This is a genomic window from uncultured Methanobrevibacter sp. (assembly GCF_902771435.1).
In the GTDB taxonomy this organism is placed as follows: Archaea; Methanobacteriota; Methanobacteria; order Methanobacteriales; family Methanobacteriaceae; genus Methanocatella.
The window spans coordinates 1-11,811 of the sequence record NZ_CACXXB010000037.1 but is presented as its reverse complement, the minus strand read 5'-3'; the positions used below and the strand labels follow the sequence as shown (position 1 = coordinate 11,811).

At 35.5% G+C, this 11,811-nt stretch carries 13 protein-coding genes and 1 pseudogene; all 14 read right to left on the bottom strand.

All coding sequences use genetic code 11. From position 1 onward, the window contains the following. Positions 1–24 precede the first annotated feature (24 nt). The 14 genes and pseudogenes from QZU83_RS08870 to QZU83_RS08805 all read right to left on the bottom strand — a co-directional run bounded on the left by QZU83_RS08870 (position 25) and on the right by QZU83_RS08805 (position 11,749). Positions 25–1,094 (bottom strand): annotated as a pseudogene (locus tag QZU83_RS08870) (Coenzyme F420 hydrogenase/dehydrogenase, beta subunit C-terminal domain). A 15-nt stretch (positions 1,095–1,109) separates the two neighbouring features. Further along, positions 1,110–2,114, bottom strand: a complete 1,005-nt coding sequence (locus QZU83_RS08865; RefSeq protein ID WP_295611517.1) for a molybdopterin-dependent oxidoreductase — start codon at positions 2,112–2,114, stop codon at positions 1,110–1,112. Between the two features lie 506 nt (positions 2,115–2,620). Continuing rightward, the gene (gene idsA / locus QZU83_RS08860) at positions 2,621–3,601 is read right to left on the bottom strand and encodes a short chain isoprenyl diphosphate synthase IdsA (protein WP_295611515.1); all 981 of its coding nucleotides are present in this window, start codon (positions 3,599–3,601) and stop codon (positions 2,621–2,623) included. 12 nt (positions 3,602–3,613) lie between these two features. Then, entirely contained in the window at positions 3,614–4,957 is a 1,344-nt protein-coding gene (locus QZU83_RS08855) for an RNase J family beta-CASP ribonuclease (protein ID WP_295611511.1), read from the bottom strand. A gap of 3 nt (positions 4,958–4,960) precedes the next feature. Further along, on the bottom strand, positions 4,961–6,007 hold the full coding sequence (fni, locus tag QZU83_RS08850) for a type 2 isopentenyl-diphosphate Delta-isomerase (protein WP_295611509.1): 1,047 nt from the start codon (positions 6,005–6,007) through the stop codon (positions 4,961–4,963). A 4-nt stretch (positions 6,008–6,011) separates the two neighbouring features. Continuing rightward, positions 6,012–6,812 (bottom strand): isopentenyl phosphate kinase, encoded by an 801-nt coding sequence (locus tag QZU83_RS08845; protein ID WP_295611507.1) that lies wholly within the window; start codon positions 6,810–6,812, stop codon positions 6,012–6,014. Between the two features lie 4 nt (positions 6,813–6,816). Then, positions 6,817–7,779: a mevalonate kinase gene (mvk, locus tag QZU83_RS08840; RefSeq protein WP_295611504.1), complete on the bottom strand. Its 963-nt coding sequence runs from the start codon at positions 7,777–7,779 to the stop codon at positions 6,817–6,819. 9 nt (positions 7,780–7,788) lie between these two features. Beyond that, on the bottom strand, positions 7,789–8,637 hold the full coding sequence (gene amrB, locus QZU83_RS08835; protein ID WP_295611502.1) for an AmmeMemoRadiSam system protein B: 849 nt from the start codon (positions 8,635–8,637) through the stop codon (positions 7,789–7,791). Positions 8,638–8,646: 9 nt separating this feature from the next. Beyond that, positions 8,647–9,246 carry a 30S ribosomal protein S2 gene (rpsB, locus tag QZU83_RS08830; protein ID WP_295611499.1) on the bottom strand — a complete coding sequence of 200 codons (600 nt, stop codon included), beginning with the start codon at positions 9,244–9,246 and terminating at the stop codon, positions 8,647–8,649. A 25-nt stretch (positions 9,247–9,271) separates the two neighbouring features. Beyond that, positions 9,272–9,466: a 4Fe-4S dicluster domain-containing protein gene (locus QZU83_RS08825; protein ID WP_292740276.1), complete on the bottom strand. Its 195-nt coding sequence runs from the start codon at positions 9,464–9,466 to the stop codon at positions 9,272–9,274. Positions 9,467–9,490: 24 nt separating this feature from the next. After that, complete coding sequence (gene eno / locus QZU83_RS08820) at positions 9,491–10,735, bottom strand: phosphopyruvate hydratase (RefSeq protein WP_295611497.1); 1,245 nt, start codon at positions 10,733–10,735, stop codon at positions 9,491–9,493. A gap of 136 nt (positions 10,736–10,871) precedes the next feature. Beyond that, entirely contained in the window at positions 10,872–11,069 is a 198-nt protein-coding gene (locus tag QZU83_RS08815; protein ID WP_295611494.1) for a DNA-directed RNA polymerase subunit K, read from the bottom strand. A 61-nt stretch (positions 11,070–11,130) separates the two neighbouring features. After that, positions 11,131–11,301 (bottom strand): DNA-directed RNA polymerase subunit N, encoded by a 171-nt coding sequence (locus QZU83_RS08810; RefSeq protein WP_042694539.1) that lies wholly within the window; start codon positions 11,299–11,301, stop codon positions 11,131–11,133. Between the two features lie 46 nt (positions 11,302–11,347). After that, positions 11,348–11,749 carry a 30S ribosomal protein S9 gene (locus QZU83_RS08805; RefSeq protein ID WP_295611491.1) on the bottom strand — a complete coding sequence of 134 codons (402 nt, stop codon included), beginning with the start codon at positions 11,747–11,749 and terminating at the stop codon, positions 11,348–11,350. Positions 11,750–11,811 lie beyond the last annotated feature (62 nt).

The window sequence follows — 11,811 nt, the reverse complement described above, 5'->3', positions numbered from 1 at the left end:
AAATCATCAGACATCAAAATCACCTCATAATTCAGTTTTTTCTGGACTGTATAATGGAGGTTTAACACCATCTGAAACTCCAGCTACATAACCAGTTCTATTAAAGTATTTTTTCTGCAATTTGTCAAATATTAAAGATACAGGAATATCCATCGGACATACATCGTCACATTGACCGCAGTCTACACAACTGAAACTCATGTGGGATAATCTTACGCCCTGGAATGCAATAGGGCTTGGAGGGATATTTTGTTCGTCTTTAAAGAATGACTTGTTTAGCTCACAGTTTTCATAACACCAGCAGATAGGACAAACGTCACGGCATGCATAACAGCTAATGCAACGGTTCCAGTCATCAATTTCATTAACTGTAGGATACATTTTATCCTGGATTTTTTTAGCCATCTTAATCATGATGCCTTCAACCTTTTTCCTTCCTTCAATAGCTGATCGTTGATTTCTATGAATGTCCATCCGTCTTCTGCTCCCCAGTTTCCGCATGCGATGTTTGCTTTTCTTGGGATTTTAACATCACATCTTTGACAGTTGGTACGGCGTCCGTATCCTTCTTGTTCAAGGTCGTGGATTTTGACTGCCTCTTCTGAACCGTCTGCAAGTTCGATGATGAATTGTCCTTTGTCGATTTCTTCGCTTACAACATCATCAGGGTCTGCTTCATAGAACAAGTCAATCATTTTTCTACCTGCGACTGGAGGAACAGTTCCACCGCAGTTCAAACCGATAACATAAATGTTGTCCTTATTGATTTTGTGTCTAATTATAAGTTCTTCAATAGCTCTCATGTCACAAGGCTTTGCTGTAACTGCTACTTTTTTGTCGAATAAGTATTTTTGTACAAGATCACCAATCATTGTAGGGGCACAGTGATAGGAACCTGCAGTTTTCATTAAGTCTTCTGAATTAGTTACAAAGGTTGGTACCCCATCATAGACATCATCGCATGGACTGATTGCCAAAACTCCATCAACAATTCCTTCATCAAGCAAATATTTGAGAATACTGGTTACAGCTCCTCCGCATTCTCCTGCTTTATGTATATCATCATTTTGAGATTTTGCTAAAACATAACTCATATAATCACCTGTTTATCAGTTTAATTTTTCAATTACCTCAATTACACTTAAAGCATCTGATTCAATTGCAGCATTGAAATTTTGGGTTTCACCCATTGCATTTACAAATGATCCGTCTTTTTCAAGCCATGTTTTAATTGGAACAACAATCTCTGAAATTTCAGTGGTTTTGTCTGCACATGGGGCAAAACTAATTATTTTTGACACTTTTGAAAAGTCGAATTCTAATTCATCAGCAATGTCATCATTAAACACTAAAAGAACATCAGTATTGTCCAACAATTCAAACATTTCTTCTTTTGATTTAGGTTCTAAAATGCCCAAAGCACCTTTAGAGTTGGATTTGCTGAATACCGGCAACACTTTACAGTTAAGTGCATCGATCTTGTCCAAATCTTCAGCAGCATCAATTTGATTGAAAACCAATACAGAAGATTCATCAATATTATCTCCAACAGCATCTAAAAATTCGCCAACTGAATCATTGAAACATTCATCGGCAATGTTAAATGTTACTGAAGCTTCAGAATTTACAAATGCAAAAATTTTAGCGCCATTTTGTTTTGCATGGACAATTCTTCTTCCTATTAATGGATTTTCATATAACAAATCACCGATTACAAAAACCTTTTCGGCATTTTCAATATCTTCGTAAGAAGCAACTTCATCATAATTTTTTAAATTGTCTGCATAAAATCCAATTTTGTATCCTTTGGATTCTGCAAACTCTTTTATTGCTTCAATTTCTTCAATTGTATTGTTACCTGAACAAATTACAGTGACATCAGAAGCAGAGTTCAATGCTTTTGAAACATCACCAATTAAACCTTCCGCATCAACGTCTTCAAATCTGTTTTTATAACAATCAATAGAATTTCTTCCGTTCAAACAATTCTTACCTGCATTTACAGGATGTCTTTTATAAGGAAAAGTTCCCACAATTTCTCCGTCATTTAAAACAACATTAATACCGCAACCTACACTGCAGGATGGGCACAATGTATGCTTAATCTCCAACATAACATATCACCAAAATTAGTTTTAAAAAGTATTAGAAATTTTTACCGACAAAATATCAAGTGAATTTTGTTCAAGCATATACGAATTATTCTATACTCCCCTAACCATTTTATAGTACAACAATGCAAATTACTCAACTAAATACGAATTTATTGAATAATCTAATTATAAATATATTATTATTACATATAAATATTTTGATTATATCTGAGGCTTATAAACAGTTTAAAATGGAAATAACAATTTCTAAAAATATTAAATAATTAAAAATAAATTATTAATTTATTAAATAGAAAATTAAAATAATTTATATTAAAAATAAAGAAAATAAGTGATTTAATCAAAAAAAAGAAAAATTTAATAATCATGATTAATAATTACAAATATGATTTTAAAAGAATAAATTAATACTTCATAAAAGTGTAAAAAAAGGTGAAAACCTGTAATGAAACAATATCAAAAACATATATAAAATATTCAAAAAAAAAGTTTAAAAATGAGAGAAATTATGCACTTCTCTCAAGTACAAAATCTGCAATGTCGGCAAGTACCTGTTTAGATTGAGAATCATCCAATATTTCAAGTACTTCCTTAGCTTGTGTGACAGATTCTTGAGCCAAATTGCGAGCATATTCAATAGCACCACAATTTGTTAAAATTTCAACTGCCTCATCTATATCTTCTTGAGAATTATTTTCATCTTTCAGGATTTCGAGAAGTCTGCCTGAATCATCACCGGCCAAACCCTTGATTGCAATAATGGTCATTTTTCCCTTGCCTATGTCGGAACCTATAGGTTTACCCAATGTTTCCTCATCAGCAGCAATGTCCAAATAATCATCCTGAATTTGGAAAGCAAGGCCTATTAATCTGCCGTATTCATACATTGCATCAATGACTTCATCAGATGCTCCGCCCATAATAGCTCCAGCTTTTGTAGCGGCTGCAATCAATGCACCTGTTTTTTTGAAAATCATTTCCATGTATTCATCTTCACTGACATCAAATCTCTCTTCAAAGCTCATGTCAGATGCCTGACCTTCGCAGATTTTAACACATGCATCGGCAACGGTAGCTAAAGCCTTGTTGTTCTGGTCTGAACTGGTTCCTTCAGTTCCAACGATAATTTCAAATGCTTTTGAAAATAATGTATCTCCTGCAAGAATAGCCACATCATCACCCCAAACTTTATGAACTGAAGGCATTCCCCTTCTCATATCATCCTGATCCATGATATCGTCATGGATAAGTGAAAATGTATGAATCAATTCAATAGCTGCAGCAGATTTTAATGCAGATTCACGGTCTCCTCCAACAGCTTCAGCAGTGATTAATGTTAAAGCTGGCCTAAGCATTTTTCCTCCAGCTCTTGTAAGATAAACTGATGCTTCTGCAAGATTATCTGGAGTAATTGTAGCTAATTCTTCCTCAATTGTCTTTGTAATGTCAGTTGAATAACTTCCAAGTACCTCTTTTACATCACTCATTATATCCCTCTTTTAACTTTTAAAAACTTGTGCTTGAGCATTTCTTAGGATATGGATATCATAACCGATTCTGTATCCTTCTTCTTCAGCGAGTTCTGCATAAGCTGCAAGCATTGATAAATCTCCGTGCGCAGGTATGATATGCTGTGGTTTTACCATACGTAAGAATTCCCTGTGGTCTTCTCTACCAGCGTGCCCGGAAACGTGAGCATTTGGATAAATTCTTGCACCTTTTAATTTCAATCTCCTTTCCATGATATGCCTGTTTGCAGCATTTGTAGGGTTAGGAATAATCGGTGCTGAAATAATTACATTGTCTCCTTTTTTGATATTGAAAGGAGTTCTTCCATTAGCTATTCTCGGAAGCAATGCGTCAGGTTCACCTTGGTGACCTGTTGTAACAAGCAAATAATTTGCCCTGTCTTCATCGGCTCTCATCAAAGCTTTGTTGACCGCTTTTGGAGAACCATAAATACTTGCATTTTTCGGCAATTTTAAAATTCCCAATTTTTGTGCAATCCCACAGAATCTTTCCATTGATCTTCCAAGGAAAAATATTTCCCTGTGGCTTTTTTTGGCAATGTCCGCAATTGCCTGTACCCGTTCAATGTGAGATGAAAATGTTGTAACTATCATTCCTGTCTTTTCTTGAAGAGGTCCTTTCATTACATCCTCTAAAATATTTTTTGCAATTCTTTCGGAATGGGTTTTTACTTCATTGTAATTTTTGGCATTTGTTGTTTCTACAATTAATGCAAGCACTCCTTTCCTACCGATTTCCTTAAGTCTTTTGTAATCCGGTGGAGGAGATACTTTTTGATGATTATCAAATTTAAAATCTAATGCATACACAATAATTCCTTCTGGAGTATGCAATACTGGAAATACCGCCTGTGGGATACTGTGTGTTGATTGAACAAATTCCAAAGTAATGTCCTTTGATAATTTCATCTTATTTCCAGGATTTAATGGTTTGATTGCATTTGTTACCTTGAATTTGCGTTCCCCTTTAATCTGTTTTTCTATTAAAGCGGCAGTATATGGTGTTCCGATTAATGGTGCATCATATCTGTGTGCTAATTTAGCTACTGCACCAATGTGATCTAAGTGACCGTGAGAGAATACTATTCCTTTTACTTTACCGTCCACATCCTTCATTAATGTATCGTCCGGAATAACTCCTCTTTCTATTAAATCTAAGCTATGCATCCTATCAATATCAGTATCTTCGTGCATACTAATCCTATCAAGATGGATACCCATATCAAAGATGATAACATCTTCGCCGATCCTGACAGCAGTCATGTTTTTCCCGACTTCTTGATATCCGCCAATAGCTATAACTTCAACGTTCATGTTTTATCTCCTTGAATAATTCATAGTGTTAATTCCTCGTTCATTGAGCCACTCCCTTGTTTTTCCACGTATAACAAGTTTGGATTGTTTTAACTCTTCAATATTATTAGCTCCAACCAAAAACATGGCAATTCTAAGTGAATCATTGAATCTGCTGATAAATTTGTTTAAATCTTCCTGAGATGCAGAATTTTTCAAAAATGGCAATGCCATACCTACGGCATCAGCTCCAAGAGCAATAGCTTTAGCCGCTTCAAGACCGCTTCTGATTCCTCCTGATGAGATGACCGGAACATCAACTGCATTAGTTACTTCAACAGTACTGATGGCAGTTGGAATTCCCCAATCCCAAAACAGTTCACCTAAATACCTGTCTTCAGCCCTGTATGTTTCAACAGCAGCCCAGCTGGTTCCTCCTGCACCTTCAATATCAATATAATTTATGCCTGCTTCTACCAGTGTTTTTGCGGATTCACCTGATATTCCGCAACCGGTTTCCTTTGCAAGAACCGGAATATCAACAGTTTCTGTTATCTGAGCGATTAAATCAATATATCCTCTTGCATCCAAATCACCTTCAGGCTGAATTGATTCCTGAAGTGGATTTAAATGAATTGCCAAAATATCTGCATCTAAAATTTCAACAGCCTTTTCCGCCAAATTCAGTTGAGGCGCACCGATATTTCCTACAAGTAAACAATTTGGAGCATTTTCCCTTACAACAGTATAAGTGTCAGCAAGTTCCGGATGTTCACAAGCTGCCCTTTGAGATCCTACTCCCAAAGCAATATTATTATTCTCAGCAGCTATCGCTAACTGTTTATTGATTGATTTTGCTGCCGGATGGCCTCCGGTAATAGCTGTAATAAATAAAGGTGAGTCTAATTTCTTTCCAAAAACAGATGTTGACAAATCAATTTCATTCTTATCTATTTCCGGCAAAACATTATGGATAAGCTCTACATCTTCAAATCCTGTTGTTTTGTTTTTAAACTCAACATCATAATTTTCACAAATTAATAAATGCTCTAATTTTCTATCTGAAATCATATTCTTAATTTCCCCTTGAAATTACTGTTCCCTTGACATCTTTGTTTTCCAATACATTGAAAATATTATCTTTAACTTCAGCATTTATTATTTTAGATTCAATTCCTAAATCTGCTAAATATAAAAGTTCCTTAATCTTTCCAACCATTCCACCTGTAACATCCACATTTGTAGTTCCTTCCAGAGTGTCCAAATCCTCAAGTGATGAGAATTTATCGAAAAATATCGCATCTTCATGAGTTTTGGGATTTTTATTGTAAACGCCATCCACATCAGTCCCTAAAACAACCAAATCAGGATTCAAATTCATGGCAAGGTATTGGATTAACTGGTCTCCGGAAATTACGCAAATCTCTAACTGCTCATCCAAAACAACATCCCCATATATGACGGGAATGAATCCTTTTTCCAAATATCTTTTAAAATAATCTAGATTACCCTGTGTGATTCTTTTATTGGTTGCACTCATAAAACTAGAAGCAGGAATGGCAACAACAGGTAGGCCTTCTTCAATAAAAGCTTCGCAAATAAGCATATTTAACTTCTTAACAGCGTTTTGAGTTTTGCAGAATCCTATTCTTTTTTGCGGATACTCGCTTTTCTCAAATACTTCGCCGATTTTATATTCCTTTGCCGGAGGATGTCCAAAAGATCCCGCTCCATGAACGATTATCAATTCCTTATCTGACATGTCAAGTGAAGCCTTAATTTCAGATGCAATTCTTTTCAATGACACTGCATCTATTTCACTTTCGGTTGAATCTTTATTGGTAAGGATACTTCCTCCAATTTTTAAAATAATCATAAAATCACTGATAAACCCTTGAAGAAACTCCTTTTCTTGTGAAATGGATTTTCAAAATATTATCATCACGTGCAATAGCTTTCGCAACTTCATCAACTTTTCCAGGACAAAGCGCAATAATACTACCGCCACCACCCGCACCAGTAGTTTTGGAACCGATAGCACCAGCTTCCCTTGCATTATACACCATTCTGGATAATTCCAAAGTGTTTACACCAATAACGTCTAAAAATCCATGATTGATATTCATCAATTCGCCTACTTTATTAAAATCTCTTTTTAAAATAGCCTGCTTTGCATAATTGGTCAAATTACCCATTGCAGTTATGACAGGATTGATAATCTTTGGATTTCTATCTTTCAAGTTCTTTACATCCTTAACCATTTTACCGGTGTTTCCATGTTTTGTAGTGTATCCCACAACAAACGGAACGTTGAAATTGACATTGAAACGTTCAACCTTTTTATTTCTTGATAAATAAACAAGACCACCATAAGTGGAAACCAAAGTATCAAGAGGACTTGCTACCCCCTGAACAGCCTGTTCCACCATATGGGCATCATGGGCTAAAGATTGCTTGTTAAAACGAATATTATGATATCTGTATAATGCAGCAAGAGTTGCTACAGTAACCGCTGCAGATGAACCAAGTCCAGAACCAATAGGAACATTTGATGTTAATGTAATGTCTATTGGAGTATGGTCGTGAGCTCTATAAACGGATTCTAAAATATATCGAATGATACCTGGCTTTCCTTTTCTTAAAATATATTTCTTTTCACGGGTAAGTAATTCTGCTTCAAAATTTATATTCGGAGCTCTAAAAATAGATTTTTCACATTCAGACTCTTTGACTGTAATGTAAGCTCTCTTGTTTACAGCACCAGCTATGGCAGGTTCACCGTAAACTACTGAATGTTCACCAAATAAAATTGCCTTTGCTGGAGCAGAAGCCTTAGCTATCATAAACACACCTTATTTAAAAATACCTGAAGCATAACCTACTACTGAAGAAAGATCACCGGTGACATCGCCGCTTGTCTTATATGCCAATATTTCACAGTTGCTTTTATTGGACATCTTTGAAAGCGCTATTGTAGTCATTACCGGACCATAACCACACATGGTAATATTGTATTGAATGACTTCTTCAAAAAGCTTGAATTCATTCATTTCTTCAATATCTTCCAAAACAAAACCATCAACAGTATTTGCCTTTTCCTGATTGTTAAAATGAGACAAATCAGTGCTGGCAATAACACAATAGGATTTATTCAAATCATTTGCAGCTTCAAAAATAGCTTTTGCAAGGTCATTTGTAGCTGTAAATGATTGTGATCCCATCGTAATCGGGACAATTTTGAAATCTTGTGAAAAATATTGCAGGAAGGGTAGCTGAACTTCAATACTGTGTTCATATCTGTGGGCTGTGAAATCTGCACTTGCAATATCCGAATGGGAAATTATTGCGTCTGCAAATCCGTCATCGATTGGAACACTTCCCAAAGGAGTGGTCCATTCCCCCTCATTGAAAACAGAAATCTCCCTACCATATCCCGTGTGATTAGGACTTAATATAATAAAAACTTCAGGAAAACCATTTTGAACTAATTTGCAATAGCCATGACTAGCTATTGCACCAGAATATTGATAACCTGCATGCGGAACCATAATATTGAGAGGGTAATCTGCACCCTCAAATTCACCGATTGGCGGTATTTCACCAACGCCAAAATCATCTAAAAAACAATTTTCAATAGTTTTTTTAAGGATTTCGGGATTATCTGGATAAAATGCTCCAGCAACAGCAGGTTGTCTTAACATTTAACTCATTTAGAATTTAAGTTCAAAGTCAGTTGGTTCAATATCTAAGTCACCATCTTCAGGAATGTCGCCTCTTTCTCTTAAGATTTGTCTTGCAAGTAACCAGTAAATTAAAGCGATAGCTTTTCTACCTTTGTTGTTTACAGGTACAGCAATATCAACAAAACTGAGTAAGTTTTCAGTATCACATAATGCAATGACAGGAATACCGTTTTGTTTGGATTCCAATATTGCTTGAGCGTCTGACCTTGGGTCGGTTACAACAATAATTTTTGGTTCAATGAATTTAGCATAATTTGGGTTTGTTAAAGTACCAGGGATGAATCTGCCAGGAATGGTTTTTGCACCTGTGATTTCACCGAATTTTTTAACAGGAGCTTGACCGTATTGTCTGGTAGCTACTACTAAAATATCTTCTGGGTCGTATTTTGCTAAAAGTTTTGCAATTTGTCTGATTCTTTCATCAGTTTTTTGAATGTCTAATACGTATAAACCGTCAGATCTTACTCTGAATATATATTTTTCCATATCGCTGGTTTTTTGTTGGGTTCCGATATGTAAACCTGCTGCTAAATAGTTATCTAAATCAATTAAAAGTTCGTTAGTCATTAATAATCACCTTTTTTTATTATATTTAATCTTCATCTTCAATTTTTACACATTCGTTAGGACATACATCCATACATACTTCACAATAACTACAATCTTCAGGATTGTTGATTGTGATTTTGTCTCCTTCGAGAACTAAAACTTCCATTGGGCAAACATCTGAACATTCAGCACAGTCAGCGCCATCACATTTATCATAGTCAATAGTTACTTTAGCCATATTATTCATCTCCAATAATAATTTTTAGAATTTACCCATAACTGGATTTAAAAGTTCCTCTTCAATACGAATAAGTTCATTCAATTTTGCTATTCTTTCACCACCAATAGCTCCGGTCTTTATGAGAGGGGATGAGAAACCAACAGCCAGATGTGCAATTGTCTCATCGGTGGTTTCACCGGACCTATGTGATACTACCGGCACAATACCGTTTTCCTTTGCCAGCTTTACAGTAGCATAAGTTTCGGATAAAGAACCGATTTGGTTAGGTTTTATGATAATAGCGTTTGCGGCTTTTGTCTCTATTCCTTTAGCCAACAATTCTTTATTGGTTACGAACAGGTCATCACCACAAATTAAACATTTATCCCCCACTTTTGAAGTTAACTCAGAAAATCCGACAAAATCAGATTCGTCAAATGGGTCTTCTACATAAAACATTTTGTAAGTATCAATGATATCTTTTACAAAATCGATTTGATCTCCGGTGTCTCTTTTAACACCATCCTGATCATAAATGTATTTTTGTTCATTAGAATTCCATAATTCAGAAGCTGCCATATCCAAAGAAGGCCTGATTTCAATACCCAACTCGTCACCGACTTCTTCGCAGGCTTTGGCCTGAATTTCCAAAGCGGCATCATTAGTTATGTTAGGCACCCATCCTCCTTCGTCACCTTTGCCACCGGTAAAATTGGAGTCTTTAGTTTGAATTAATTCTTTAAGTCTTTTATGAACGCTTGCATTTGCAAAGATGGCTTCAACAACACTTGTGGCTCCGGTTGGAACAACCAAGAATTCCTGAATATCCGGTGCATTAACGCCTGCATGTGCTCCGCCGTTCATCATATTACCTAAAGGAAATGGCAATTCATTGACTAAATTTCCACCTAAGTATCTGTATAGTGGCATGTTATAAGATTCCGCAGCAGCTTTAGCTACAGCCATGGAGATTGCTACAGTAGTATTACCACCGATAGCGGCTAAATTCTCAGTACCATCGATTTCGCGCAATACCTCATCAATGGTAGTGATATCTTCAGCATCCATACCGATAAGTTCTGAAGCTATGAAATCTTCCATTTCACGGACGACTAAATCGACTCCGCCTTCTGGAAAAGATACAACTTCCCTAGAACCTGTACTGGCTCCACTTGGGGCAGCAGCTCTACCAAAACCATTCCAAGTAACTACATCTACTTCAATAGTTGGGTTTCCTCTGCTATCCAAAATCTTACGAACTTGGACATCTTCTATTATACTATCCAAAAAAAACACCTCAGTGTCATTTAATTTATTACCATATAATCTATACTCTTTAAAAAATCAGTAAGTTTCTTTATAGAGTTATGTTGGTATTTTTTATTTTTTTTAAATAAATTTTAAGAATAAATAGATTAACTATTTATTCATCTCTAGTAACATCTAATGGTAAAACTCCAGCTTTTAACTCCTCATAAGCTATGTCGATTGGATCGAGAGAGTCTTTAATATCAACTAAAGGTTTTGCACCCATAGATATTTGAATTGCTCTAGCACCAAGGAGTCTAGCTCTTTCAAACCTTGTTAATTTTTTTTCAACATTCATGAATATTACTTCCATTTTAGGCACATATTTTACCAAGATTATATTTTACAATAAAATATCCCTATGATTGTAAAATCTATTCCCATGTTTCAACATGAGAAATCAACATTCTTCTACAACAGTATCTAGTTAAACCTAAGTCATCTAAGACATCTTTTGACTTTTCTCCAGCAGCCACCCTTTTATTGTATTCATCAAAGTAGGCTGAAACTGGTTTTCCACAACTTAAGCATCTAATAGGAATCATTTTTATCATCTTTTAATTTTTAATAAAATATAAAAGTACAGAGTAATTATCTGTAACTTTTTTGTTTACGTGCTCTTGCTCCAGGACCACCGTATTTTTTAGGTTCGGAACGTCTTGGGTCCCCTACTAACATGGTTCTGTCATATTGGATGAATCTTTCTTTTAAATCCATATCTTGAGACCATTGTACGAGTCCTTTTGCAATTACCATACGTGCAGCTTCGGCTTGACCCATTACTCCGCCACCAACAACGCGAATGTTAATATCCACTTGATTAGCTAAGTCACCAGCTAAAGTTAATGGTTCTTGTAATTTTAAGTTAGCAAGCTCAGGGGAATAAAGTTCTAAAGGAACTCTGTTAATTCTAACTTTTCCGGTTCCTTCTTGAACAGTACCTCTTGCGATAGCTGTTTTACGTTTTCCACTTGTATGAATAACTTTAACCATAATCACACATCCATTTATCTAAAAGGTAGCTCCTAAAAGTTTGGAGATTTCTCCTAATTCGA

Coding starts and splice junctions, on each gene's coding strand:
- QZU83_RS08815 (WP_295611494.1), bottom strand. CDS start 11,069: ATGGAAGTAATATTCATGAATGTTGAAAAAAAATTAACAAGGTTTGAA.
- QZU83_RS08845 (WP_295611507.1), bottom strand. CDS start 6,812: ATGATTATTTTAAAAATTGGAGGAAGTATCCTTACCAATAAAGATTCA.
- fni (WP_295611509.1), bottom strand. CDS start 6,007: ATGATTTCAGATAGAAAATTAGAGCATTTATTAATTTGTGAAAATTAT.
- QZU83_RS08855 (WP_295611511.1), bottom strand. CDS start 4,957: ATGAACGTTGAAGTTATAGCTATTGGCGGATATCAAGAAGTCGGGAAA.
- QZU83_RS08865 (WP_295611517.1), bottom strand. CDS start 2,114: ATGTTGGAGATTAAGCATACATTGTGCCCATCCTGCAGTGTAGGTTGC.
- QZU83_RS08810 (WP_042694539.1), bottom strand. CDS start 11,301: ATGATTCCTATTAGATGCTTAAGTTGTGGAAAACCAGTTTCAGCCTAC.
- mvk (WP_295611504.1), bottom strand. CDS start 7,779: ATGATAGCTAAGGCTTCTGCTCCAGCAAAGGCAATTTTATTTGGTGAA.
- idsA (WP_295611515.1), bottom strand. CDS start 3,601: ATGAGTGATGTAAAAGAGGTACTTGGAAGTTATTCAACTGACATTACA.
- rpsB (WP_295611499.1), bottom strand. CDS start 9,246: ATGACTAACGAACTTTTAATTGATTTAGATAACTATTTAGCAGCAGGT.
- QZU83_RS08805 (WP_295611491.1), bottom strand. CDS start 11,749: ATGGTTAAAGTTATTCATACAAGTGGAAAACGTAAAACAGCTATCGCA.
- QZU83_RS08825 (WP_292740276.1), bottom strand. CDS start 9,466: ATGGCTAAAGTAACTATTGACTATGATAAATGTGATGGCGCTGACTGT.
- amrB (WP_295611502.1), bottom strand. CDS start 8,637: ATGTTAAGACAACCTGCTGTTGCTGGAGCATTTTATCCAGATAATCCC.